This window comes from Mycolicibacterium rutilum (assembly GCF_900108565.1).
GTDB classification, from domain to species: domain Bacteria; phylum Actinomycetota; class Actinomycetes; order Mycobacteriales; family Mycobacteriaceae; genus Mycobacterium; species Mycobacterium rutilum.
Window position 1 is genome coordinate 1,785,391 of the sequence record NZ_LT629971.1, and the last position, 25,123, is coordinate 1,810,513.

General features: G+C 64.0%; 26 protein-coding genes and 1 pseudogene. 22 read left to right on the plus strand and 5 right to left on the minus strand.

The features are described 5' to 3' along the window. The first annotated feature begins 224 nt into the window (after positions 1 to 224). From BLW81_RS08605 to BLW81_RS08640, 7 genes are all read left to right on the plus strand, one after another. On the plus strand, positions 225 to 1,004 hold the full coding sequence (locus BLW81_RS08605) for a 3,4-dihydroxyphthalate decarboxylase (RefSeq protein WP_011559089.1): 780 nt from the start codon (positions 225 to 227) through the stop codon (positions 1,002 to 1,004). Positions 1,005 to 1,240: 236 nt separating this feature from the next. After that, positions 1,241 to 2,092 carry a 3-(cis-5,6-dihydroxycyclohexa-1,3-dien-1-yl)propanoate dehydrogenase gene (gene hcaB / locus BLW81_RS08610; protein ID WP_157897630.1) on the plus strand — a complete coding sequence of 284 codons (852 nt, stop codon included), beginning with the start codon at positions 1,241 to 1,243 and terminating at the stop codon, positions 2,090 to 2,092. 12 nt (positions 2,093 to 2,104) lie between these two features. Next, positions 2,105 to 2,995 carry a VOC family protein gene (locus BLW81_RS08615; RefSeq protein WP_083406804.1) on the plus strand — a complete coding sequence of 297 codons (891 nt, stop codon included), beginning with the start codon at positions 2,105 to 2,107 and terminating at the stop codon, positions 2,993 to 2,995. Positions 2,996 to 3,067: 72 nt separating this feature from the next. After that, a complete protein-coding gene (locus tag BLW81_RS08620) occupies positions 3,068 to 4,468 on the plus strand; it encodes a Rieske 2Fe-2S domain-containing protein (protein WP_083406805.1) in 1,401 nt (466 codons plus the stop codon). A gap of 64 nt (positions 4,469 to 4,532) precedes the next feature. Then, complete coding sequence (locus BLW81_RS08625; RefSeq protein WP_011559094.1) at positions 4,533 to 5,051, plus strand: aromatic-ring-hydroxylating dioxygenase subunit beta; 519 nt, start codon at positions 4,533 to 4,535, stop codon at positions 5,049 to 5,051. Positions 5,052 to 5,099: 48 nt separating this feature from the next. Further along, a complete protein-coding gene (locus BLW81_RS08630; RefSeq protein ID WP_011559095.1) occupies positions 5,100 to 5,318 on the plus strand; it encodes a hypothetical protein in 219 nt (72 codons plus the stop codon). A gap of 1,638 nt (positions 5,319 to 6,956) precedes the next feature. Next, positions 6,957 to 8,066 (plus strand): AraC family transcriptional regulator, encoded by a 1,110-nt coding sequence (locus tag BLW81_RS08640; RefSeq protein WP_083406806.1) that lies wholly within the window; start codon positions 6,957 to 6,959, stop codon positions 8,064 to 8,066. Positions 8,067 to 8,091: 25 nt separating this feature from the next. Here the strand turns inward: BLW81_RS08640 and BLW81_RS08645 are convergent, their stop codons facing one another. The 3 genes from BLW81_RS08645 to BLW81_RS08655 all read right to left on the minus strand — a co-directional run bounded on the left by BLW81_RS08645 (position 8,092) and on the right by BLW81_RS08655 (position 11,097). Continuing rightward, positions 8,092 to 9,096, minus strand: coding sequence for a ketopantoate reductase family protein (locus tag BLW81_RS08645; protein ID WP_083406807.1), 1,005 nt, complete (start codon positions 9,094 to 9,096; stop codon positions 8,092 to 8,094). After that, a complete protein-coding gene (locus BLW81_RS08650; protein ID WP_069416678.1) occupies positions 9,096 to 10,073 on the minus strand; it encodes a dihydrodipicolinate synthase family protein in 978 nt (325 codons plus the stop codon). The genes BLW81_RS08645 and BLW81_RS08650 overlap by 1 nt, the downstream gene beginning before the upstream one ends. Before the next feature lie 274 nt (positions 10,074 to 10,347). Beyond that, positions 10,348 to 11,097, minus strand: a complete 750-nt coding sequence (locus tag BLW81_RS08655) for an IclR family transcriptional regulator (protein ID WP_083406808.1) — start codon at positions 11,095 to 11,097, stop codon at positions 10,348 to 10,350. Between the two features lie 72 nt (positions 11,098 to 11,169). Between BLW81_RS08655 and pcaH the strand changes: the two genes are divergently transcribed. The 13 genes and pseudogenes from pcaH to BLW81_RS08715 all read left to right on the plus strand — a co-directional run bounded on the left by pcaH (position 11,170) and on the right by BLW81_RS08715 (position 22,172). Beyond that, on the plus strand, positions 11,170 to 11,967 hold the full coding sequence (pcaH, locus tag BLW81_RS08660) for a protocatechuate 3,4-dioxygenase subunit beta (RefSeq protein WP_083406809.1): 798 nt from the start codon (positions 11,170 to 11,172) through the stop codon (positions 11,965 to 11,967). After that, positions 11,967 to 12,536 carry a protocatechuate 3,4-dioxygenase subunit alpha gene (gene pcaG, locus BLW81_RS08665; RefSeq protein ID WP_083406810.1) on the plus strand — a complete coding sequence of 190 codons (570 nt, stop codon included), beginning with the start codon at positions 11,967 to 11,969 and terminating at the stop codon, positions 12,534 to 12,536. Before pcaH ends, pcaG begins: the two co-directional genes overlap by 1 nt. After that, entirely contained in the window at positions 12,533 to 13,738 is a 1,206-nt protein-coding gene (locus tag BLW81_RS08670; RefSeq protein ID WP_011777848.1) for a lyase family protein, read from the plus strand. The genes pcaG and BLW81_RS08670 overlap by 4 nt, the downstream gene beginning before the upstream one ends. Beyond that, on the plus strand, positions 13,735 to 14,916 hold the full coding sequence (gene pcaDC / locus BLW81_RS08675; protein ID WP_083406811.1) for a bifunctional 3-oxoadipate enol-lactonase/4-carboxymuconolactone decarboxylase PcaDC: 1,182 nt from the start codon (positions 13,735 to 13,737) through the stop codon (positions 14,914 to 14,916). The genes BLW81_RS08670 and pcaDC overlap by 4 nt, the downstream gene beginning before the upstream one ends. Beyond that, complete coding sequence (locus BLW81_RS08680) at positions 14,913 to 15,611, plus strand: 3-oxoacid CoA-transferase subunit A (protein ID WP_071948763.1); 699 nt, start codon at positions 14,913 to 14,915, stop codon at positions 15,609 to 15,611. The genes pcaDC and BLW81_RS08680 overlap by 4 nt, the downstream gene beginning before the upstream one ends. Beyond that, entirely contained in the window at positions 15,608 to 16,330 is a 723-nt protein-coding gene (locus BLW81_RS08685; RefSeq protein WP_083406812.1) for a 3-oxoacid CoA-transferase subunit B, read from the plus strand. Before BLW81_RS08680 ends, BLW81_RS08685 begins: the two co-directional genes overlap by 4 nt. 64 nt (positions 16,331 to 16,394) lie before the next feature. Next, positions 16,395 to 17,129 (plus strand): aldehyde dehydrogenase family protein, encoded by a 735-nt coding sequence (locus BLW81_RS08690; RefSeq protein ID WP_083406813.1) that lies wholly within the window; start codon positions 16,395 to 16,397, stop codon positions 17,127 to 17,129. Further along, the gene (locus BLW81_RS08695; RefSeq protein ID WP_083406814.1) at positions 17,122 to 17,712 is read left to right on the plus strand and encodes a CAP domain-containing protein; all 591 of its coding nucleotides are present in this window, start codon (positions 17,122 to 17,124) and stop codon (positions 17,710 to 17,712) included. Before BLW81_RS08690 ends, BLW81_RS08695 begins: the two co-directional genes overlap by 8 nt. A 210-nt stretch (positions 17,713 to 17,922) precedes the next feature. Then, positions 17,923 to 18,411 carry a cupin domain-containing protein gene (locus BLW81_RS08700; protein ID WP_069416675.1) on the plus strand — a complete coding sequence of 163 codons (489 nt, stop codon included), beginning with the start codon at positions 17,923 to 17,925 and terminating at the stop codon, positions 18,409 to 18,411. A gap of 11 nt (positions 18,412 to 18,422) precedes the next feature. Then, on the plus strand, positions 18,423 to 18,779 hold the full coding sequence (locus tag BLW81_RS08705; protein WP_083406815.1) for a DUF732 domain-containing protein: 357 nt from the start codon (positions 18,423 to 18,425) through the stop codon (positions 18,777 to 18,779). Positions 18,780 to 18,857: 78 nt separating this feature from the next. Beyond that, positions 18,858 to 19,064 (plus strand): annotated as a pseudogene (locus BLW81_RS29305) (imine reductase family protein); the annotation flags it as partial. 56 nt (positions 19,065 to 19,120) lie between these two features. Further along, a complete protein-coding gene (locus BLW81_RS08710; protein ID WP_083406816.1) occupies positions 19,121 to 20,233 on the plus strand; it encodes a DJ-1/PfpI family protein in 1,113 nt (370 codons plus the stop codon). A 61-nt stretch (positions 20,234 to 20,294) separates the two neighbouring features. Further along, entirely contained in the window at positions 20,295 to 22,172 is a 1,878-nt protein-coding gene (locus BLW81_RS08715) for an alkyl/aryl-sulfatase (protein WP_083406817.1), read from the plus strand. Between the two features lie 87 nt (positions 22,173 to 22,259). On the opposite strand, the gene BLW81_RS08720 is transcribed toward BLW81_RS08715, so the two are convergent. After that, the gene (locus tag BLW81_RS08720; RefSeq protein WP_083406818.1) at positions 22,260 to 23,024 is read right to left on the minus strand and encodes an SDR family NAD(P)-dependent oxidoreductase; all 765 of its coding nucleotides are present in this window, start codon (positions 23,022 to 23,024) and stop codon (positions 22,260 to 22,262) included. Positions 23,025 to 23,042: 18 nt separating this feature from the next. Here BLW81_RS08720 and BLW81_RS08725 point away from each other — a divergent pair, with 18 nt between their 5' ends. Next, on the plus strand, positions 23,043 to 23,645 hold the full coding sequence (locus tag BLW81_RS08725; protein ID WP_083406819.1) for a histidine phosphatase family protein: 603 nt from the start codon (positions 23,043 to 23,045) through the stop codon (positions 23,643 to 23,645). Positions 23,646 to 23,654: 9 nt separating this feature from the next. Further along, entirely contained in the window at positions 23,655 to 24,680 is a 1,026-nt protein-coding gene (locus tag BLW81_RS08730; RefSeq protein WP_083406820.1) for a phosphotransferase family protein, read from the plus strand. Here BLW81_RS08730 and BLW81_RS08735 read toward each other — a convergent pair. Then, the gene (locus BLW81_RS08735; RefSeq protein WP_083406821.1) at positions 24,677 to 25,066 is read right to left on the minus strand and encodes a LapA family protein; all 390 of its coding nucleotides are present in this window, start codon (positions 25,064 to 25,066) and stop codon (positions 24,677 to 24,679) included. The genes BLW81_RS08730 and BLW81_RS08735 overlap by 4 nt on opposite strands. Between the last annotated feature and the right edge of the window lie 57 nt (positions 25,067 to 25,123).

Below are 25,123 nucleotides of genomic sequence, written 5' to 3' on the forward strand. Positions count from 1 at the left end.
AGGCTATTGGGTGTAGCGCCTAACTGCGTGGAAGTGATGGCTCGTGGTTAACGATGCCTTCTGCTTCGGGGCCTCAACAGCCCAAGCCCTATAGGAACGGTTAAGGAGGCGAACCGGATGGCCATCTGCGCTGCCAGCACCACCCATCGCAGTTTGGGTAAGGCATCCGCGGACTTCGCTGTCGTCGTCAAGGACGGCGTCGACACCGAAACCCCGAGTTGGCGATGAGCTCCACCCCTTCGGGTGCAGGGCTAGACACTGAACGACACGCCATCGCGCTGGCCTGTCGCGTCCTGGCGGCGCGCGACTTGGCGCCAGGCATCCTCGGCCACATCAGCCTGCGCGTCGACCGAGATCGACTGCTGATCCGATGTCGTGGTCCGCGCGAGCGAGGGCTCGCGTTCACCAGCGCAGAGGACATCCGGATGGTCACGTTGGACGGTACAGCGGGCGGCAAAGGAGAACTCGACGATGGTTACCAGCCGCCGAACGAGTTGCCACTGCACACCGAAGTGCTCCGCACCCGCCGCGATGTCAATGCTGTGGTTCATGCGCACCCCGAGGCGGTAGTCGCCGCCGATCTCGCCGGTCTGGCTGTCCGACCGATCGTCGGAGCGTTTGACATACCCGGTTTTCGGCTCGCCGCGGCTGGCGTGCCGGTCTATCGGCGAGGCGTATTGGTGCGCAATCGGCAACTAGCCCAGGAAATGGTTGCTGCTATGGCAGACCGGCCGGTGGTCGTTCTCCGTGCCCACGGCCTCACCAGTGCTGCGGACACCGTCGAGCGGGCCGTACTACAGGCCATCAGCGTCGACACGATCTCGCGTTTGTCGCTCCAGATCGCTTCTGCGGGTGGCACTCTGGCTGATTTGCCCGACGCTGATGCAGCAGAGCTGCCTGATCTCGGTAACGCTTTCAACGAGACCATCGCGTGGCGTCACGAGTTGGCGCGCCTCGAAACCCATGGTTTGTCGTGTCACCCATCGGAGAAAAGGTCCTCATAGGCACATCCGGGCACGCGCTCATGTCCATTGCCGCGGGTGGTCTGGGACGCGGCTTCCGATCCCATCGGACCATTGGCGTAGACATCCCCCGCACTCTCCTCGCCCGAGCATCGAGACCCGCGTGAATCGGAGCTTCGACAGCGCTGCGCGGATAGACCCCCCATTCAGCGGCGAGGACACTGGTGGGCAGATGCAGAGCAACAAGAGCATTGCGCATCACCGGAGGGACGATAGTTTTGAGTTGGTTGACCGGGCAAGTCGCCCTGGTGACCGGCGGGGCAGCCGGAATCGGTTTGGCCGTGGTCGAGCGTTTCTTGGCCGAGGGCGCATGCGTGGGCGTCCTGGATCGCTCGGAAGGCGACCTGGCTACCATCGGCAACGCCGACGGCAGGCTCATCGCGGTAACAGGTGACGTGAGGTCGTATGCAGACAACGTCATGGCGGTGCGCGAAACGGTCGATGCGTTCGGAAAGCTCGACGTCTTCGTCGGCAACGCTGGGATCTTCGATTACTTTGCCCCTTTGGTGGGTTTCGACGGAGCCGACCTCAGCAGCGCCTTCGATGAGATCTTCGCGGTCAATGTAAAGGGCTACCTCCTTGGTGCCAGGGCCGCCGTTCCTGAACTCCTCAAAAGCGATGGCCCGAGCATGATCTTCACCGTCTCCAACTCTGGCTTCTATGCCTCCGGTGGCGGCCCGCTGTACACCGCTTCCAAGCACGCAGTCGTTGGCGTAGTGCGTGAACTGGCCTACGAGTTGGCGCCGAAGATCAGGGTGAATGGCGTCGCTCCAGGCGGCACGGTAACGGGCCTGCGTGGAATCGAGGACCTCGGCCAGGGTCAGGACGTGTTGTCATCGGTGCCCGGCATCGCCGACATTATGAGTACTACAAACCCATTGCAGTACGCGCAGCAGCCCGCCGATCACGCCGGCCTGTATCTGCTACTCGCGTCTGCAGACAACTCGCGAGCGGTGACCGGCGTCGTCATCAACAGCGACGGCGGCTTGGGCGTGCGGGGCCTCAACCAGCCGTCCGGAGGGACGGAACTTGCCACCGGCGCGATGCGCATCGACGTCGGGTCAACATAGGAGGTTTTACACATGTTGGTGAAAGCGTTGGGTTATGTGGGTGTGGAGTCTCCGGATGCGAAGGAGTGGTTGGCGTTCGGTCCGGAGGTTTTGGGGATGGAGGCGGTTGAGGCGTCCAGTGGGTCGGTCCTGTTGCGGATCGACGACGCGGATCACCGGATCGCCGTTCATCACGGGGACCGCAACCGGATGCTGTATGCGGGCTGGGATGTGGGCAGCGAGGAGGCGGTTGAGGCTGCCGGGGAGTTGCTGCACAAGCGGGGCATTGGGTTTGAGGTGGGAACCGAGGAGGACTGCGCAGCCCGCGGGGTGTTGGGCTTTTTGACGCTGTCGGATCCTTCGGGGTTGCGTCATGAGTTGTTTTACGGTCAGAAGGTGGTGCCGGGTTCCTTCCGGCCCGGTCGTGCGATATCGGGGTTCGTCACCGGTGCGCAGGGGTTGGGTCATGTGGTGCTGGCGACGCCGGACCTTGCGCAGGCCGACCGGTTTTTGCGGGGGGTGTTGGGGTTTAAGAAGAGCGATGAGATTTACACCTTCATGGATCTGTGGTTTTACCACTGCAACCCGCGCCATCACAGCATCGCGTTGGCTCCGATGCCGGGTGTGCGGGGACTGCACCACGTGATGGTCGAGGTGCAAAGTTTTGATGACGTGGGGATGGCTTATGACCTGTGCATGTCGCGCAACATTCCGCTGAGCATGACGTTGGGGCGCCATGTCAACGATCGGATGGTGTCGTTTTACGTCCGCACACCCAGCGGGTTTGACCTCGAGTACGGCTGGGACGGGGCCACTGTCGATGACGAAACCTGGACAGTCGCTCAGTACGACCGACCCAGTGTGTGGGGCCACCAGATGGTCGCCCAAACACCACCAGGCGCACTCGAAGCCGCAACAACATGAACGCCGCAATCACGAAAACATCTGTCCAAGAGAACATTACGCAGCCCAATCCAAGAAACGTAGGAAAAGTACATGTCTATTGTCGGTAAGAACGACATTCAGCAACTGGTAGCGGCGGGCCGAGAAGGCCTTGCTAAGGGCCGTCTGCCCGCCGGGCTGGTCGCCAACGCAGAACTCCACAAGCTCGAAGCTCAGCGAGTCTTCGGCCGGTGCTGGCAATTCCTGGCCCACGAGACGGAGATCCCCCAGGCAGGGGACTACGTGGTCCGATATCTGGGTGGCGGTTCGATCATCGTTGTCCGCGGCGAAGACGGCGAAGTGCGCGCCATGGCGAACTCGTGTCGGCACCGCGGAACAATGCTGTGCCGCACGGAGATGGGCAACACTTCGCACTTCCGCTGCCCCTATCACGGCTGGACCTACCGCAATACCGGAACTCTGGCGGGTGTACCCGCACAAAAAGAGGTCTATGGGGTCGAGATGGACAAGAACGAGTGGAGTCTTACCCAGGTTCCGCGCCTCGAGAACTACCGCGGAATGATATTCGGTTGCCTGGACGAGAAGGCAGAACCTCTCGTTGATTATTTGGGCGATATGGCGTGGTATCTGGACCTGATCACCCAGAAGTCCAAGGGTGGACTGGAGGTGCGGGGTGAGCCCCAGCGTTGGATCATCGACTCCAACTGGAAGCTCGGCGCGGACAACTTTGTCGGGGACGCCTACCACACGTTGATGACGCACCGATCGGCGGTCGAGCTCGGTCTGGCTCCGCCCGATCCAAAATTCGCGTCGGAGCCGGCGCATATCAGTCTCTCCAACGGTCACGGCCTCGGCGTCCTCGGGGTAACGCCCGGGCAACCGATGCCGCCCTTTATGAACTATCCACCCGAGGTTGTCGATGGACTCGCAGCGGCTTACGGCGATCAGGACCGCGCAGACATGCTTCAGCGTTCGGCCTTCATTCACGGCACGGTCTTTCCCAACCTGTCGTTCCTCAACGTCCTCATCGGTAGGGACAAGAAGTCAATGCCAGTGCCGATGTTGACATTTCGGCTGTGGCGTCCACTGTCACACGACACGATGGAAGTTTGGTCGTGGTTTCTCGTCGAGAAGGATGCCGACGAAGAGTTCAAACAGCAGTCGTATGAGACCTACGTACGAACGTTCGGCATCTCCGGTGTGTTCGAACAGGACGACGCCGAGACTTGGCGCTCCATCACTGCGGGAACGCAAGGCATTCTCGCAGGCAGCCAGACACTCAACTTCGAGATGGGCATGGGTGTGCTGACCAGCGACGACACGTGGAAGGGGCCCGGTCGTCCCCTGTCCAGCGGGTACGCGGAGCGTAACCAACGCGAATTCTGGGGTCGCCTGTTGGAGTTACTCACCGACTCAGGCGATGACGCCAGCGAAACCGAGCCCAAACCCCAACTACTCGCGCAATCTCGGACCAATACAGACGAGGTCGCCTGATGAGGCATCAGGCACCTGCTTGTCTCACAACCACAATCAACCAGGTCATAAAGGATGGTGTGCCATGGTAGCGACGGTCGAGCAACAGCTTCTGCTCCGCTGCGAGATGGAGAACTTTCTGTTCGAAGAGGCGGAGCTGCTGAACGACGGCCGGTTTCACGACTGGCTAGAACTGTGCGCCGAAGATATCCACTACGTCATCCCGGTGCGCGTGAGCAGAGAACGCGCCAACGGCGACGGAAATTCGACGACCATGACCCACTGGGATGACGACTACGCAGGCTTGGAGCTGCGGGTGCTACGTCTGGACACCGAATACGCATGGGCAGAAGATCCGCCCTCACGGATCCGACACCACGTGTCGAATGTGCGGGTACGCCCCGGCGCAGGGACGGACGAATACGATGTCCGCTCCAACCTTCTCGTGTTCCGCAACAGGGGGGACAGCCCGCAGCACGACCTCATCTCTGCGGAGCGCCACGATGTCATCCGCCGCAGTGAGATGGGCCTGCGGTTAGCGAGCCGACGGGTAGTGCTTGACCATGCCGTTGTCGGCACCCACAATCTGGCTAACTTCTTCTAACGGGGCGACGTTGAGCTTGCATTACTTAAAACCTAGAAAGGTACAGTCGTGACCGGCGACCACGGTGCGGCGACGACCATCGCGAACGAGTTCGCCGTCGTCACCGTCGACAAAATCTTTACCCGCAATGGAGAGCGGTTGGAGATTGCCAGCCCCCGCCTCGGCTTCCGAATTCAGCTCGACCCGTTGGAACTTGAGAGTTTGTCATGGCAGACCAAGGAAAGCCTTTCGCGGTTTCTCGAGGACCCGTACGGTCCTGGCCATTGACCTCGCGCACGTCAGTGAGCAGGGGATCGTTTCCTACTTGACGCCCCTTCCCCAATCGTGAAAGGACGTCTGTGATGACAACTGCAGGTGCTGCGCGGCGGCGTGCCTTGGTCCTCCGGCCTGACTTAGGACAAGGTCGGACGAACTCTGAACTGGCAATCCGCTGACCTGCGGTTTTCATGGGCTTAGTGCCCCGTTTGGGGCACTAAGCGGTAGGTTCGGGCGGTGGCGTACGTGCGGGAGGTGCGCACGGCCTCGGGCGCGGTCGCGGTACAGGTCGTGCGTAAACACCGAGGTCAACGCCCGCGCGGCAGCACACGAATGCCCGTCGGCAGCGATCACCGTACGTGCTTCCGGATCCGCGCAATGACACCCTAAATGTCTTCCTCGGGTAGGTTCACCCCCAAACGACCGTCCGCCGTTGTCGCAGGCGCTCACCCGGCGCCGTCTGATCTCTTCCGTGGTGCGACCTTCCGCCTACTATGTCTCTGCTTCTCACGAGCACGCTAGACGTGACGGGATTGTCAGAGGTTGACCTGTGAGAACGGCTGTCGTCTATCGCCGGCTCGCCAGAGACGTGAAGGACGACTTCGAGAAGGACAACTACAACCGCCTGACGAGGCGCAATTTGAAATGTGCGTCTTCTCTGATGGCCGTGTCGCGCAGCGCTGGATGGTAGGCGCTGGGTCTTGGGTCTGGTGGGATGACCTAGACCATCTGTATAAGGTTCACATCTACGCGCACCCTGATTACGGAAAATGGTTATCTGGTCCGACGGCGCGGTCGAGGAGCTATGACAGGCTCGTGCACTTAAACCGAATTGTCAATCTGTGTCGGTGATGATCACCGAGACGGCCTGTGCGGTTCCTTTTTCGCGAATATTGACTTATCTCCAAATCATCCGCTTCGATGTGACACTAAGGCGATTGTGCGCCGTGCGGTGTCGGGCGATATCTTTTCTATCGACTACCACAACTTGGTCATCGCGAGCTTTGGCAGAGCGTTTAGCGCAACATCGCCAGCTGGACTAGTGTGGCCGAGGTGTCTGAGAAGAAGCCATTATTTTTCCTTCTCTCCCAGCGATTTTGATCTCGACCTCTATGTCTTCAGAGCGCGAGAAGGTTCCAAGCTTTCAAGGAATGGGATGGATGCCAGAAGTGCTCAACCCACTGGCCTGCACGACCGGAAGGCGCGACGAGAAGCAAAATCGTGGTGATTATTCAGTGCCCCACTGTGTAATACATTCCGCACTCAAGGTATGCAGACCCCTCAGGCCCGATTGGCTCCTCCATCTCCGCTGGCATGGATCTGTGAGCGCAGGCTATTGCACACGCAAGCTGGTATCGGATGTGTTCCCGCCAGAGGCGCGAATCCCCTCCGGACGGCACTCGCACCGGGGTGCGATCGCACCAGTCAACGCCACGCGACAACTGTCGAGCTGACGCCGGCAAGCTCACACAGCTCCAGAGCGTCCTTCAACAGCAATATCGGGGTCGGGGCGGTCGCCGGCCAGCACACCATCGAGGTGGACGATGCACGCGGCAGCCAGTGACCCTGCTGCACGGAGAAAGGGCAACACGCGTTTAAAGGAATCACTCTCTGCATAACAGAGTTTTTCATCCACTAGAATGCGGTTGGGTGACGCAGGACCCTGAGTCGGAGGCCAGGCCTTCCGCGCTGGTGTTCGACGGAGCGACAGATTCTGTCGGCGAACTGCGGTTACCGCAGCGAGAAAGTGAGATGTTACCAATGGCGGATGGGCCGAAGATGGCAGGATCGTACTTCAGCCGACGCGAGACCGTATGCACCGAACAGTTGAGCGCGGCCGAGCACCTCGCTTCGGAAATTTTCACACCGCACCGTCTCCGCTACTCCCGTCGCGGCCAGCGTTTGAATGCGCGGCTCAGCGCCGCACGAATCGGTGCTGTGACCGTTGGCTACCTTCGGTACGGTGCAGATGTCGAGCTCGTCAATTCGACTGCGCTCGATGATTACCACATCAACGTTCCCCTCACCAGCTACGCCGATTCGTGGTGCGGCTCAGCCACGGCCCAAGCGACGCCCACGCAGGCGGCGGTTTTCCTCCCAGGCCGTCCTGCCGGCATCAAGTGGGCCGCCGATTGTGGTCAGCTGTGCGTGAAGTTCAGCCGCACGGATCTGGAATACGAACTCGAGGGCTTGCTTGGACGACCTGCGGTTAGGCCGCTGAATATCACGCATAGCATGGACCTGACGGCGGACAGCAGTCGTGCGTGGCTTGCGCTGCTATCGGTCTTGTATCGGGAGGTCTCTCGCCCTGAGAGCATCGTGCAACATCCGATGACCGGGCGACATTTCGAACAGTTGGTCATGCATGGGTTTCTACACGCCCAACCTCACTATCAGGCCATGGCGCTCGCCGCCGACCAACACGCAGTGCCGCCGCCCAAAGTACTCAGGACAGCTCTCGACCTAATCGAGGAGCATCCCGAACGGAGTTGGACGACAACCGATCTTGCTCGCGAGGTTGGTATCAGTGCCCGCGCTCTTCAAGAGAGCTTCAAGCGGCACGTCGGGCTTCCTCCGCTCACGTATCTGCGCGAAGTCCGGCTGATCCGTGCGCACGCAGAACTGGCGGCGTCGTCTGAGGGTGCCGTGACTGTTGCCCGCGTAGCGATGAAGTGGGGCTTTGGTCATCTGGGCCGCTTCAGCGCGGAGTATCGGCGCAAGTTCGGCGTCACTCCCCAACACACCTTGCGCGCTGCCTGAACATCGCCTTCGAACCGCGTCATTGCTAGGCCAGGAATCGGTCGACGGTCTTGATGATCTGGTAGGCGACCCGCAGCGTCGGTGTATCCATGCCCAGTTCTTGAGCGGCGGCGAGATAAGGCGCCAGCATGAAGTCGACCTCGGTCTTACGTCGTCGCAGAACATCCTCGTACATCGAGGGGTGTCCCGAGTTTCCCTTCTCGCGCATTGCTCTGCCTTGCCCGATGACAAACTCGATCGCGTCGGCCGTCGGAAGGGCATCGAGTTCCTTCAGGCGGGAGAGAGGCGCAAAGAAGTTCATCGGCTCGTAGCCCTTCGCCCGGTACACCCCAAGAAGGTCCTTTGCCAGCGCGACGAAGTACATCGCTCCCTCGCGCACCTCCATGCCCTCGAAGACCGAGGCGTCAGGGATTGCGCCCAGTGCCGTGACCGACCACGCGGCCGCCAGCGCGATCTGGGCGAGCTTTTCCCACTCGACCTGCTCGATGTTGCCTACCGCCTTTGCAGGAAGGCCGGCGTTGGTGAAGGCAGCCGTCAAGTCGTCGACGCGCGCACTAGATGTCCCGTCAAGTTCGCCGAAGTAAGCGGTCACCTCAGCTGTAAGGTGATTTCTGACGAGCCCCGGTTCGAGCAAGGTGCCGCCCTCGATGGTGGAGGCTCCGATCACCCTGTCGGGCCCAAGCCACCCGGCGAGCGTCGCATCCTTTTCGACGGTGTTCTGCACCGACAACGCGCTGCTCACGCAATCACGCAACCCGTCGGCCTCCGCCAGGGCCTGCGCGGTATCTTTGCCCTTCACTGCCAACACCAGGTAATCGAAATGCCCCGTGGCTTTGGCTGTCTGGTCGACCGCGGTCAAGTTATCAGTAATCACCAGGTCGCCCCGACGGCCCGTGATTCGGAGACCGTTGCGCGTGATGGCCTCGGTGTGCGCGGGCCTGCCGACCAGGGTGACATCGACGCCAATGTTCGCCAAATATCCGCCCAAGACAGATCCGAGCCCACCAGCGCCCAGGATCAGGACGCGCATCAGATGGCCTCGGCGGCCGTCAGTTTCTCCTGCAGGACTTCCCGCTCCGGAGCAGACAGCCGGGCTTTGACGGGCGGTCGCACCGGGCCGGCACGCAGCCCCAACAGTTCGAACCACGCCTTCAGATAGGGCATGGCCGCGACGTAGGAACCCGTTGCCGCGATGCGGCCGATGAGCACCTCTTCGTACACCTGGCGAATTGCGTCCACCTTCGCCGACACAGGTAGCGCCCCCGCGAGTTCACCAGCAAACGCAAGGTCGGTGTATTGGTGCAGTTCCTGCCGCCGTTTCCCGTAGAGGATCAGGGAGAGCTCCCCGTAAAGCACCCGACCCCCGAAGAGCGCAGCATCATGAGCCCAATAGCGCTCATTCGGCTCGCTGATCACAAGATGGTCCCCGAAGCGGTGGCGTAAGGCGATGCTGTCGGTCCAACTCAAAGTGCCATTCTTGATCCCGACGACGTTGGCGTGCTCGGCGATCCGAGCGACGGCGTCGTGGCTATACACGAAACCGGATACCGGCGTCCGGTAGAGCACAAGCGCCAGCCCGGTGGCGGGCGCCACGAAGTCGAAGTAGTCGACCACGTCGTCGTCGGTCTTGAGCTGCACCGATGGGTTCATGATCTCGGCGCCGGTGAAGCCCAGGGACTCCACGAACCGCATTTTTTCGATCGCCTGGTAGGCCGAATGGTCGAGAATGATTGTGAACAAGGGCAGGCGGCCGGCGGTGGCACCGGCGACCACCTCGTGGTAACGCTGCCATTCGGCCAGCGTCATGTTCCATCCCTCGGCGAAAAACCCGCCGACGACAAGGCCGGTGCACCCCATCTCCACAAACGCGTCGATATTCTGCCGCAGACCCTCTTCGTCCAGCTCGAACTCGTCGGTAAGGGGCGTGACAGGACACATATAGAAGCCTCGAAGGTTCTCGGCGGCCCACGCCCTGGCGTCGGATCCCAGCGGTGTCGTGGCGGTCATGTTCTTTGCAATTCCTTCAGCGATAGTTCGGCTGTTGAGGGTTTGAGGGTGGGCGGAATCGCCTCCCTCGCTGGATATTCGAAGCTGCGGAGTGCGCCAGCTTCCTACAAATCATTGGCGGGGAGACTCGTTGGTGTCTATCCGGTAAGCGCTGCGCGGACTCCGGTTCGCGCCTAACGTGTGGCACTCCGACCTAGGTTGCGGCCGCCGCCAAAGCTTGCCCGTTCGAGAGATTCTGTCCCACAGAGCGACGGCTACGACGGCGCCTGACGGGTCATAGCAGTCGCCCAATGCCGTGCGCGGCGACCTGCAGGGCGCCGAGAAGCCGCTGACGATCGCGCTTCAGCGTCGGTACCACCACGGCGATCGCGGCGACTACGGCGTGGTCGGTCTGGCGGATGACCGGCACCGCCAGCGAACATGCACCCAGCGACATCTCCTCGCTCGTGGTGGCCACTCCTTCACGATGGATGCGCTGCATCTGCGAAGACAGCACGGTCGGCGACACGATGGTGTACGGCGTGATGCGAGTCAAGGTGGCGAACACTCGGTCTTTAACGTCCTCCGGCGCGTGGGCCAGCAGCACCTTGCCAACGCCGGTGCAGTGCATCGGCAGCCTGCTGCCGACGGCGCTGACAATCGGGACGGATGTCCGGCCCATCATCCGTTCCAGGTACAGCACCTCGTCGCCATCGCGCACGGCCAGGTGCACGGTGGCAAGGGTCGCCGCGTATACGTCATGCAAGAACGGTTCAGCCACCTGGCGCAATTGGCCTTCCACCGGCGCCAGCAATCCCGCGTTCCAGATCAGCCTGCCCACCACGTACTGACCGTCGGCGCGGCGCTGCAATGCCGAGCCGGCGACCAACTCGGCCGCAAGGCGGTGTGTGGTGGCAATCGGCAGTCCGGCCCGGCGGGCCAACTCGGACAGCGTCAGGCTGTTATGCCCCTCGTCGAAGGCGCCGAGAATGTTCAGCAAACGCGAGGTGACAGTGGTTCCCGGCGTCGAAGTGTTCCCTGCCAATTGTGGATGGCCTTTCCGCTCAGTGAAATTCTACCGTTCGCTAATCTCAACGTCGTCGGTACCATAGGCGCCGTGACAACGTTGATCGACAGCAATCCCGACGGCGCCGTAGCGAGCCAGTCGGAGATCAGCGCGGAGATCGGTGCGATCGAGTCCGCCTACCAGCGTGCAGGGGTCGAGGAGACGCAGCCGCGCCTGAATTATCCGCCTTACCGGAGCAGCCTGCTACGGCATCCGACAAAGGACCTTCACCACGCCGACCCGGAAGGGGTCGAGCTATGGACGCCGTGCTTCTCCGAACGCGACGTTCACCCGCTGGAGGCCGACCTCACCGTCCAGCACTCGGGTGAACCCATCGGCGAACGACTGGTGGTGACCGGCAGGGTCGTCGACGGCGCAGGGCGGCCGGTGCGGCGCCAGCTCGTCGAGATCTGGCAGGCCAACGCCGGCGGACGTTACATCCACAAGGGGGATCAGCACCCGTCCCCAATCGACCCCAACTTCACCGGCGCCGGCCGCTGTCTGACCGACGAGGACGGCATCTACCGGTTCACCACGATCAAGCCGGGGCCGTATCCGTGGAAGAACCACCGCAACGCGTGGCGGCCCGCACACATCCACTTCTCGCTCTTCGGCACGGAATTCACGCAGCGAATGGTCACCCAGATGTACTTCCCGGGTGACCCGCTCCTCTGCCTTGATCCGATCTTCCAGGCGATCCCGGATCAGAAGGCGCGCAGCCGGCTGGTGGCCAGCTACGATCACGAACTCAGCACCCACGAATGGGCTACCGGCTACCGATGGGACGTCGTCCTGACCGGGTCGGCGCGCACCCCAATCGAGAACCTCGGCCGCGGAGCCCACCGCTGATGTCCACGCTGCTGCCGGCCACCCCTGGCCAAACCGTCGGACCGTTCTTCGGCTATGCACTGCCCTTCGACAGGTGTAACGAGTTGGTGCCGCCCGGTTCGCCGAACGCTGTTCAGTTGCACGGCGTCGTCGCAGACGCCGACGGCCGAGGGTTACCCGACGCGCTGCTGGAGATCTGGCAGGCCGACGCCGACGGCAGCATCCCGAACGCCAGCGGCTCCCTGCACCGAGACGGCTGGACCTTCACCGGGTGGGGTCGTGCCACTACCGATGAAGCGGGGCGGTACACCTTTACCACCGTCATCCCCGGCGTCAGCGAACCCGTTGCCGCGCCGTTCATCTCGATCACCGTGTTCGCCAGGGGACTGCTGAACCGGTTGTTCACCCGCGCCTACATTCCCGGCAAGCAATTGGAGAACGATTCGCTGCTGAACACGCTTACGCCCGAGCGTCGTGACACGCTCATCGCCACCCGCGACCGAACCGGTCTACGCTTCGACGTCCAACTGCAGGGCACCCCGGACAAGCCCGAGACGGTCTTCTTGCGTTACCCGGGCCACCAACGATGATCGATCTGTTCTGGCCGGGCGACGATCTCGCGGGCGACCTGATGAGCGACGGCGCATTCCTGTCCGCGATGGTCGCGGTGGAACAAGCCTGGCTGGATGGACTCGTCGACGCGGGCATCGCGCCCCGGCAGGCGCGCGCGGACCTGACCATCCTGCTCGCCGACGGTGACGCCGCGACGATCGCCCGGCGTGCTGGCGCGGACGGCAATCCCGTCTCCGCCCTGGTGCTGATGTTGCGGGAACGCTCGGCGGAACCAACGGCCCGCTGGCTGCACCGCGGGCTGACCAGTCAGGACGTCGTCGACACCGCACTGATGCTCTGCACGCGTGACGTCTTGATCCGCATCGGCGACGAGTTCGCCATCCAGGTACGGGCGCTGACCGAACTGGCCGAAACTCACCGTGACACTTCGGCACTCGCCCGCACGCTGACCCAGGCCGCACTGCCGAGCACCCTCGGCGCCAAGTTCGCCCGCTGGCTGACCGGTGTACTCGACGCCGCCGAGCCCATAGCGGGGCTGATAGCGTCGTTGCCGGTGCAGGTCGGTGGCGCGGTGGGATCGCTCGCAGCCGCAACCGAATTGGCCGGATCCGTCGAGGGTGCCATCGCTCTCAGTGACGGCTTGGCCGCCACGCTGCGATTGGCGCCCACCCCACCCTGGCATACCACCCGGTGGCAGGTCACCCGGATCGGCGACGCGCTGGTGAGCTGCTGCGACGCCTGGGGCCACATCGCCACCGACGTCACGACGGGCTGTAGGCCCGAGATCGGCGAGCTGGCCGAGGGGCATGGTGGCGGCTCGTCGACGCTGCCGCACAAGAACAACCCGGTCCGCTCGGTGCTGATCCGCCGCGCCGCGCTCACCGCCGGACCCCTTGGTAGCATCCTGCACACCGCCGCAGGCGCGACCGTCGACGAACGCTCCGACGGCGCCTGGCACACAGAATGGGCAACCCTGCGGACACTGGCCCGCCACACCGTCGTCGCCGCCGCGCACACATCCGACCTCCTGTCCGGCCTCCGTGTCGACCCGCCGCGCGCCGCGGCCAATCTGGCCGCCGCCGAAAGCCTGCTTTCCGAACAGCGCTCGATGACCGAGCTGACAGGTCGTGCAGCGTTACCCGGCTACACCGGCGCCGCGGATCGGCTGATCGACTCGACACTCGGCCGGGCTTGCCGCTTCGTCAAGGACGCGCCATGAGTAATCCGCCTCTCACCGCCATCCACCTCGGCGGACCCGACGACGGGCCGCTACTTTTGCTGGGCCCGTCGCTGGGGACAACGACGGCCACCCTGTGGACAGGCGTGGCGCAACGACTGGTCGATCATGTGCGCGTAGTCGGATGGGACCTTCCCGGTCACGGCCGCGGCCGTCGGGCCCACCCGTTCACCATCGCCGACCTCGCAGCAGCGGTGTTGGTGATCGCGGACGACCTTAACGTGGAGACATTCCACTACGCCGGTGATTCGGTGGGTGGTTGCGTCGGTCTGCAGCTGCTGCTCGATGCTCCGCAACGGGTCAGTTCGGCGACCCTGCTGTGCACCGGCGCCGCCATCGGCACCCCGGACGGCTGGCTCGCACGTGCCGCTACCGTCCGCGCCGGCGGTGTCGACACGATGCTGGCCGGCGCGGCCGAGCGCTGGTTCGCGCCGGGCTTTGTCGACCGCGAGCCGGGGACCGCCTCGGCGCTGCTGGATGCCCTGAGTCACACCGATGCGGAGTCCTATGCGCAGGTATGCGAAGCGTTAGCAGTGTTCGATGTAACCGATAGGTTGTCCGAAATCGTCACTCCGGTCCTGGCCGTTGCGGGTAGCGTCGACGTCCCCACGCCGCCGGAATCGTTGCGGCGCATCGCCTCCGACGTAAAAGACGGGGACCTGGTGGTGCTCGAAGGCGTCGGACACCTGGCCCCCGCCGAAGCGCCGCAGCGCGTGGCCGGCCTCATCGCAGAGATCGTCGGTGTTCCGCAGCCCCCGAGCAAGACCCTCGAAGACGTGCACCGTGCAGGAATGGCAGTACGGCGCGAGGTGCTCGGCGAGGCGCACGTCGACCGGGCAGTGGCCGGTACCACCGACCTGACCGCCGACTTCCAGCACATGATCACCCAGTACGCCTGGGGCACCATCTGGACCCGCCCCGGTCTTGACCTTCGCAGCCGCTCGATGATCACGCTGACCGCGTTGGTCGCGCGCGGTCACCACGAGGAACTGGCGATGCACCTGCGGGCGGCCCGCCGTAACGGTCTGAGCAACGACGAAATCAAGGAGCTACTAATGCAAACCGCCATCTACTGCGGTGTCCCCGACGCCAACTCCGCCTTCCGCATCGCCGCCGAGGTCCTGCCCGAGTTCGACGAGCACCCAGGTGCGCCGTCATGAGTCGCACCCTTGTCTGCCACCGTGCCGAGGAAGCCGTCGCTGGAATCAACGACGGCGCAACGATTCTCGTCGGTGGATTCGGAATGGCGGGCATGCCCACCACGCTCATCAATGCGTTGATCGAACAGGGTGCCGCCGACCTCACCATCGTCAGCAACAACGCAGGCAACGGCGACACCGGCCTGGCCGCACTGCTGGCAGCGGGTCGGGTCGCCAAGGTCATCTGCTCCTTCCCGCGACAGGCCGATTCGTACGTGTTCGACGCGCTCTACCGGGCGGGCAAGGTCGACCTCGAGGTGGTCCCTCAGGGCAACCTGGCCGAACGGATCAGGGCGGCGGGGGCCGGCATCGGCGCATTCTTCTGCCCGACGGGGGTTGGCACGCCACTGGTCGAGGGCAAGGAGACCCGCACCATCGACGGCCGCGACTACGTGCTGGAGTACCCGATCTTCGGAGATGTGGCGCTCATCAGGGCGCACGTAGCGGACCAGGTCGGAAACCTGTTGTACCGCAAGACCGCGCGAAACTTCGGCCCGGTGATGGCGACCGCGGCATCGCTTACTGTCGTCGAGGTCTCCCGCGTCGTCGACACCGGGCAGATCGACCCCGAGACGGTCGTCACGCCCGGCATCTACGTCGACCGCGTCCTCGACCTGTCCGCAATTCCCGAGACGTCCACGGAGGCAGCCTCGTGACGAGAACAGTCGACGCATCGACCCGCGCCTGTGTCGAGCACCTCGACCGGGGCCCGCTCGACCGTCGGGAGATCGCCGCGATGATCGCCCGCGACATCCCCGCGGGTTCGTACGTCAACCTCGGCATCGGGCAGCCCACCATGGTCGCTGACTTCCTGGACCCCGCCGCGGGGGTCGTGTTGCACACCGAGAACGGGATGCTCGGGATGGGTGGGGAGGCGATCGGCGACGCAATCGATCCGGATCTGACGAACGCCGGCAAGATCCCGGTTACCGAAACCCCTGGGGCATCCTACTTCCACCACGCCGACTCCTTCGCCATGATGCGCGGCGGTCATCTCGATGTCTGTGTCCTCGGCGCGTTTCAGGTCAGCGCGCGCGGGGATCTCGCCAACTGGCACACCGGGGCGCCTGACGCCATACCCGCCGTCGGCGGCGCGATGGATCTTGCTATCGGCGCGAAGAGCGTATTGGTCATGATGACCCTGTTCGCAAAGGACGGAACCGCCAAACTGGTTCCTTCGTGCAGCTATCCACTGACCGGACTTCGATGCGTCAATCGGGTGTACACCGACTATGCCGTGTTTGACATCGACCACACCGGTGGCGGCCAGCTGCGGGTCTTGCACACGTTCGGGCTCAGCATTGCCGCGCTCGAGGAGCGGATGCGCATGGCACTCTCGTGTGATGGACGCGTCGCTGATCTTCGTCAATGCTGACCTTGGCGGCGCTATCGGCAGCGCAGGCGGCCTCGGTGATCACCGACGGGCAGATCTTTAGAGCATGCAGCGAATCCTCCTGCACGTCTACAAGTTTCATGATGCAACGGCAAGCTCTAGGACCAAGGTCAGCATGATCGTCGTCGCAAATCCCCGCAAAATCGGTGCCCAGGCCGGACCGCTGGTTTCCCACGCTCAGCCTGAAAGAGTGTGCCGGAACATCGCCAGCACCGAGGGAACGAAGTTCAGCGGAGGGGAACCGAGTCAACCCGATGAATTACCCGGCTACTTCGCCGCTTCGACGATTGTTGCCACCCTCGAACGGGCATCCGCCGTTGTTCAGGACATGCAGGACGACATCGTCGGTTCGGTGCTCACGTTGAAGGAATTTGACGATGAGGTTCAGGCGATCAGCCTGGCTAATGCAACTCCGTATGGTCTTGCAGTCGCGGTGTGGACCCGTCTAAACGACGCCGCGATTGGCTTGAGCCGTGAGACTACAGCCGGCTTTATATGGTTCAACGCCTCTCGTAAGAACAGTCGCGAGATGTCCTGTAGCGGCGTCGATAATCCGGGCTGCACCATAGCCGGGGCAGCCAAGGAGACGAGGATTTTTGGTTCGTATGACCCTTATCCCGAATGGCAATCATGGCGCATTCATCGAAGTGCCGCGGTGAGCTCATTTTTTGCTGGGCCGCCGGCCGCTACCGGTTGGATCCCGTCCATTTTCGATCAGTGTGACGAGGCTGCAGGCGGCATCTTGGCAGACTACGGCATAGGGGAGGTTGCTCGTGTGTAACTCGACCCGCGAAAAGCGGCCCCGCGGTGATCAACTCGACGCCAGGCGACCGAACCTGGGCGCAACGAAGACGGTCAGAGAGGCATCAGGTCGCCGCCTCCGACACTTTTTGACGCTCACGGTAGGTATCGTTGCGGTGCTTGGCGTGCAAGCACTACTGATAACGCCCGCCGCGCATGGTGACAACAAGCGCCTCGATGACGGCGTAGTAGCGAACGTATACACCATTCAGCGCCAAGCGGGCTGCGTGAGCGACATCAAGACTAGTCCGAGTCTCCAGCTCGCCGCGCAGTGGCACGCGCGCGATGCGCTGACCAACCGCAACGTCAACGGCGATGTCGGATCGGATGGTTCTACGCCACAGCAGCGGGCGGAGGCCGCGGGATGCAGCGGCGCGGTGTCAGAAACCGTGGCCATCAATCCCGCGCTCGCGTTCAGCGGTATCGAGTTGATTAACCGGTGGTATCACGATCCGGTCGATTTCGCAGTCATGTCCGACTGCTCGAGCACCCGGATCGGGGTCTGGTCGGAGAATTCCGTAGACCGCACCGTTGTCGTGGCGGTGTACGGCAAGCCCCAATGAGTCAAAGCGGAGGAATGGTGACGGGTGCGTTCCCTGCATTGACCCCTACACGCCTCTGTGGTCATCGCAACGAATCTATCGGCCCGGCGAGATAATCAATGATGGCCAAACTCAGAGTCCCGTTGGACCCTTGTCCACCAAGGGTCACCTTTCATGGCAGGCCGAGAACTCTGCTGACTGAGCGAAGGAATACCCGAAGGAGGCCGTTGAATGACTCTATCCCGTGACGAGTTAGATGAATTCGCCAAGAGCATGGCGCGAGCAGGAGGTCGCGACAGCCAGCACGTGGGGGAGGAGCACCTCGTCGTCAGCTCCGCCGAGGCGCACTGGATCGAAACTGCAAGCCCATCGCAGATTGGGTTGCTCCTGCGAATACCCGCCAGCTCTATTGAAATTTTTCTGCAGAAGATCCCCGCGGGGGAGGCTAGCGACCTTCATCGACACGTACATGAGTCGATTCACTTCGTGCAACATGGCTCGGGCTGGTCGGAAATTGGCGATCAACGCGTGCGGTGGAGCGCGGGCAGCTTCGTGTATACGCCGCCGTGGATCTGGCATCGCCACTATGCCGACGACGGGCGCGACGTGGAGATGATCGTCATCGAAAACTCTCGCCTCCTAGCGGCGGTGGACGCCAGCCAGAGGGAGAGCATGGGCAACACCAGCTTCGCCGACGCCTTCGGCGTGAACACGGAATAGGCTCTTCGTTCATGAAGCGCGTGTTCGCGGCACTCGCAACGGCTGCCGCCGCCCTCGTGGCGGTCGCCCCGCAGGCCGGCGCCGACACCGTGGCGTATCTGGTCAACGTTCATGTCCGGCCGGGCTACAACTTTCCGAACGCCGAGGCCGCGATCGGCTACGGCAGGACGATCTGCGACCGGGTCGCCGCGAAGATGAGCTATGCGCGACTCGTCGACCAGGTGAAGGCCGACTTCCGGACCGCCGACTACTACCAGGGCGCCTACTTGATCAACCAGGCGGTCAACGAGCTGTGCCCGGCGCAGATCTGGCAGCTGCGGCAGTCGGCGGCCGGATACACCAGTGCTCCGTCGGTGTTGCGACGCTGACCAGAACCCACCCCCGAGCGGGCGGCTCAGCATTTTACCGGCGCCGACGCCGTTTGCGGACGAAGGTTCGCTGGCCGGCGTATCGAGGAGAACCGGCACGACGACGCCAGTGCGCCGGTGTCCTCGGTGGCTGCCTCGGTGCGGCACCTGATCGCCGCGTCACGGGACGCCGACGTCGACACCGGTGTGCTGGAGGCAATTTTGAGCTACGTCGACGCCGCGGTCGCCGCCGGGCATGGCGCCGACGAGATAAGCTGCATCGCCGGGGAGATGCGCGCAGGGTGAACCGGGCACGCGTTGACCATTGACGGACTACTACATGTGGTAGTAGTTTCACGGCGATGGACCGTCGGACGGCAATCAAAGGCTTTTCTCTTGGATCGTTGGGAATCCTCGTCGCGGCTTGCAGTGACCGAGGCCAGCTTTCGGATTCCAGCTCTGGTGACGTGACGCCGTCGAGCATTGCAAAATGGACGCCCAGATTCGACCATCAGACGCGGCCCGTGATCGGTGTTCTCGCGGCGAACAGTGGAACGGAGTTGGCCGACTTCGCTGTGCCGTTCGGCGTGCTCAGCGCTGCCGACGTCGCGGAGATCATCACCGTGTCGACGCAGCCAGGACCTGTCTCGATGGGGCCGGGGGTGCAGACGCGAACCCATCTGACCGTCAATCAATTCGACAAGCAGCACCCCGATGGGGCCGATTACCTCATCGTGCCTGCGTTGCAGCCGACCGACGACCCGGCCGCCATTGCTTGGATCAGGGCGCAAGCGGAGAAGGGCAGCTCGATACTGAGCATCTGCAACGGCGCTTTGGCGGTTGCCGCAACCGGGTTGATGGACGGCAGGCACGCCACGGCGCATTGGGCCAGTGAGACGAGGCGCCGCGCAGAGTTCCCGAATGTCAACTGGCGTAACAACGTCCGGTACATCGCTGATGGACCTATCGTCTCGAGTTCGGGTATCAGCGCAGCGATGCCTGTCTCGATCGCATTGATCGCCGCAATCGCAGGCGCCTCTCGGGCCGATTTGGTTGCCGAGAGCATGGGCGTCCGCGATTGGGGACCGGTCCATGACAGTGACTCATTCCGCCGCGGGCCTACACTCGATTCGATTCCCCGGCCCGCGACCTTGGACGCTGTTGGCATCGTGGTGGGCTCGGGAACCGACGAGATCGCTTTCGCGCTCGTCGCCGACGCCTACAGCCACAACGGACATACGCGTGCCCATGCCGTGTCGCGACGGCGAATGCCGGTGCAGACGCGTCGCGGTATGACGATCTTGCCCGACCGAGCCCCGGACGATCCGGCATTGGTCGACGTGGTCACCCTCCCGGAAGGAACGACGCCCATGCGGACGCTCGACGATGCGCTGGCATCGATTGAGAAGTCATACGGCGTCGAGGCGTCGACCACCGCAGCGCGCGTCATGGAGTATCCCGAATATTTTCGTTGACCGCCAAAGTCGTTGAAGCAATACCGGAGTGCGTTGACGCCCAAGTGAATATCGTGGCGGTATGCCGCAGAAGCCGCCCGCCGCCGTCATCGAGTCCGCCCACCGCAGTCACCTCGCTGCACTGCCGTTCGACGACACCGCGGACTTCGACGACGCCGACCGCGGGTTCATCGCCGCCCTCGAGCCCTGTGTGGTCACCGCCGGCGACGGCCGGGTGGTCTGGGACAACGATGCCTACTCGTTCCTGGCCGCCGATGCGCCGACGTCCGTGCATCCCAGCCTGTGGCGGCAGTCGCAGCTGTGCGCGAAACAGGGCCTCTACGAAGTCGTCCAAGGCATCTATCAGGTGCGCGGGCTCGACCTGTCGAACATCACGTTCGTCGAGGGCGACACCGGCGTAATCGTCATCGACCCGCTGATCTCCACCGAGACCGCGGCGGCCGCGCTGGGGTTGTACCGGGCGCACCGCGGTGACCGCCCCGTCGTCGCGGTGATCTACACCCACAGCCACGTCGACCATTTCGGCGGTGTTCTCGGTGTCACGAGCCAGTCCGAAGTCGACGCCGGACGCGTCGCGATCATCGCGCCCGAACACTTCGCCGAACACGCGGTGCAGGAGAACGTGTACGCAGGCACCGCGATGGCCCGGCGGGCCGGTTACATGTACGGCGCCGCGCTGGCCCGCGGACCGCAGGGGCAGGTGGGGTGCGGGCTCGGCCAGGTCGGGTCGACGGGCGAGGTGGCGCTGATCGTGCCGACGGTCGACATCCGGCGAACCGGCGAGACCCACACCGTCGACGGGGTGGAAATCGAGTTCCAGATGGCGCCCGGCACCGAGGCGCCGGCCGAGATGCACTTCTACTTCCCGAAGTTCCGCGCGCTGTGTATGGCCGAGAACGCCACCCACAACCTGCACAACCTGCTGACGCTGCGCGGTGCGCTGGTGCGCGACCCGCACGGCTGGGCGGGGTATCTGACCGAGGCGATCGAGCGCTTCGCCGACCGCGCAGACGTCGTCTTCGCCTCACACCACTGGCCGACGTGGGGCCGGGAGCGCATCGTCGAATACCTTTCGCTGCAACGGGATCTGTACGCCTACCTGCATGACCAGACGTTGCGTCAACTCAATCAGGGGTACACCGGAATCGAGATCGCCGAGGACTTCGCGATGCCGCCGGCGCTGCAGAAGGCGTGGCACACCCACGGCTACTACGGGTCGGTCAGCCACAACGTCAAGGCCGTCTACCAGCGCTACATGGGCTGGTTCGACGGCAACCCAGGCCGGCTGTGGGCGCATCCGCCCGAGGCGATCGGCCCGCGATACGTCGAGGCGATGGGTGGGCCGGACCGCGTCGTCGAACTGGCTCGCGCGGCCTTCGACAACGGTGATTACCGTTGGGCAGCAACGCTTCTAGATCACGTCATCTTCACCGACGAGCAGCACGGCCCGGCTCGCGACCTGTACGCCGACACGCTCGAACAGCTGGCCTACGGCGCCGAGAACGGCGTGTGGCGCAACTTCTTCCTCTCCGGTGCGACCGAACTGCGCGACGGCAGCTTCGGCACCCCGACTCAGAGTGCGTCGCCGACGATCCTCGCGCAGCTGACCCCGGAGCAGATGTTCGACGCGCTCGCGATCAACGTGAACGGCCCGCGCGCGTGGGATCTCGACATCGCGGTCGACATCATGTTCTCCGACACGGAAGCCAACTACCGACTGACGCTGCGCAACGGCGTGCTGATCCACCGCAAGGTGCCCGCGGATCCGGCGTCGGCGCACGCCACCATACGGCTGGCGAACCGGATGCGCCTGATGGCACTGGCCGCGGGCGACCAGACCTCACCGGGCCTGGACGTCAGCGGCGACGCCGAGGTGCTGCAGGCGATGCTCGCGGTGGTCGACCGCCCCGACCCCGCGTTCAACATCATCACCCCGTGAGGTAAAACCCCCCGCCGAACGTGGGTTACCCGCACGCTTCGAGGCCGAAATGCGTGCGGGTAACCCACGTTCGCGCCAGGAAGGGAACTACGGCATGCCGCCGTCGACCCGGATGATCGAACCCGACGTGTAGCTCGACGCGTCCGACATCAGATACAGCGCCGCCCCGACGATCTCCGGCGGGTTGCCCAACCGCTTGAGCGCGAAGTGCTGCACCCCCGCGACCGTCGCCTCCATCTCCCACGCCTTGCTCACATCGGTCAGAAACGGCCCCGGCATCAGCGTGTTCACCCGCACCGTCGGCCCGAACGCCAACGCGAACCCCTCGGTCAACGCGTTCAGCCCAGCCTTGGACGCCGCATACGGCAGCATGTGCGCGTCCGGTCGCCGCGACCCGCTCGTGCTGACGTTGATGATCGACCCGCCGCCGTCGGCCACCATCCGCTCCCCGACGAGCGCCGACAACCGGAACGGCCCCTTGAAGTTCAGGTTCATCACCGAGTCGAACAGCTTCTCCGACACCGAGGTCAGCGACTCGTACAGCGGGGACATGCCCGCGTTGTTGATCAGCACGTCGACCTTGCCGAAGCGCGCGTAGGCCGCCTGGACCAGCCCGTCGAGCTCATTCCAGCGGCCCACGTGCGCCCCGTAGGGCAGCGCCGCGCGGCCGGTCTCGGCAGTGATCTCATCGGCGGTGGCCACGCAGGATTCGTACTTGCGGCTGGCGATCACGACGTCGGCGCCGCACCGCGCCGCGGCGAACGCCATCTCGCGGCCCAGCCCGCGACTGCCGCCGGTGACCAGCACTACCCGGTCGGTGAGGTCGAACAGCGTGTCCGCGAATGAACTCATGGCCCATATGGTGGCACGGTGCAGTTGCTCATCATTCGTCACGCGTTGCCGCTCCGCAGCGAACCCGGCCAAGGGTCCGATCCCGACCTGTCCGAGGACGGCATCGAACAGGCCAAACGGCTGCCGGACGCGCTGGCCCGCTATCCGATCTCGCGGCTGGTCAGCAGCCCGCAGAAGCGCGCGATCCAGACCGCCCAGCCGGTCGCCGACGCGCTCGGCCTGCCCATCGACATCGACGACCGCCTCGCCGAGTACGACCGCGACCTGTCGCACTACATCCCGGTCGAGCAGATCTCCAAGGAGGACATGCAGCGGCTGGCAAACGGCGACCTGCCCGGCGACGTCGACGCGGACGCGTTCGTCGAGCGGGTGCAGGCCGGCGTCGACGACATCGTCCACAGCGCGGGCCGTGACGACACCGTCGCGCTGTTCAGCCACGGCGGGGTGATCAACGCGGTCGTGCACAAGGTGATGGGCACCGAGCGGCTGCTGTGCGTGCAGGTCGACTACGCGGGCGTCACCCGCGTGCTGTGGTCGTCGTCGCGCGACAGGTACTTCGTCGCAGGCATCAACTGCACCGAGCACGTATGGGACCTGCTGCCGAGAAATCAGCAGTGGTAGACAAGTGCGGTGACAATCTCGCTCGACGGGCTCGACCTCGACGCCCTTGACCGCCACCTGCGTTCCGAGGGCATCCCCCGCGACGGTGAGCTGCGCGCCGAGCTGATCTCCGGCGGCCGCTCCAACCTGACATTCCTGGTGTTTGACGACGCCGCCAAGTGGGTGCTGCGCAGGCCGCCACTGCACGGGCTGACCCCGTCGGCGCACGACATGGCCCGCGAGTACCGGGTGGTGGCCGCCCTCGAGGGCACCGCGGTACCGGTCGCCCGCGCGGTCACCATGCGCAACGACGACTCCGTGCTCGGCGCCCCGTTCCAGATGGTCGAGTACGTGCCCGGCCGCGTCATCCGGCACACGCCCGAACTCGAGGCGATCGGCGATCAGGCCGCGGTGAACTCCTGCGTCGACGCGCTGATCAAGGTGCTCGCCGACCTGCACTCGGTCGATCCCGAGCAGGTCGGGCTCGGCGACTTCGGCAAGCCGACCGGCTACCTCGAACGGCAAGTACGACGGTGGGGCGGGCAGTGGGAGCTGGTCCGCCGCGAGGACGACGAACGCGACGACGACGTCAAACGCCTGCACTCGGCGTTGGCCGAAAAGATCCCGGCGCAGAGCCGAAGCGCGATCGTGCACGGCGACTACCGGATCGACAACACCATGCTCGACGCGACCGACCACACCAAGGTGCTCGCGGTGCTGGACTGGGAGATGTCGACGCTCGGCGACCCGGTCAGCGACGCCGCGTTGATGTGCGTCTACCGCCACCCGATGTTCAACCTCGTGCACTCGGATGCGGCATGGGCGTCACCGATGATCCCGACGGCCGACGAACTCGCACAACGCTATTCGGTGGCCGCCGGGCATCCGCTGGACCATTGGGACTTCTACATGGCGCTGGCGTACTTCAAGCTGGCGATCATCGCCGCCGGCATCGCCTACCGCGGCCGGGTCGGGGGCGGGGTGTCCGACGACATCGACAAGGTCGACGACGCCGTCGCCCCGCTGATCGCCGCCGGTCTAACCGAACTCTCTTAGCGCAGCGCGGCCTTGTAGTTCTTCTTCGCCGCGCGGCGCAGCTGGAAGATGCGCGCGGCCCCGGCCAGCGCGGTGATCAGCCCGCCGCCCACCGCCGCGAACAGGATCGCCACCCCCAGCGGCAGATCCCACCGCCAGCCCAGGAACGCGAACTGGGCGGACTCGGTGTTCTGCGCGATGAAGATCAGAAGGATCACCAGGACCAGGAAGCCCGCGATCACCGCCGACCACAGCGCGGCCGCCCGGGTGAAGTGCACATCCTTCGCCGCCGACGGGTTACGGTCGGCGAGCTCTGCGTCGCTCGGCGGCACCGGGGGCCCCGGATTCGGCGGATCGAACGGCTCCGGCTCGCTGCGCGCCGACGGCCCAAACGGATCGCTAGTCATAGCCTCATCTTTGCCGTTCCCGACTGCGAAGAAACCACTTTGGCGTTTCAGCGTCGA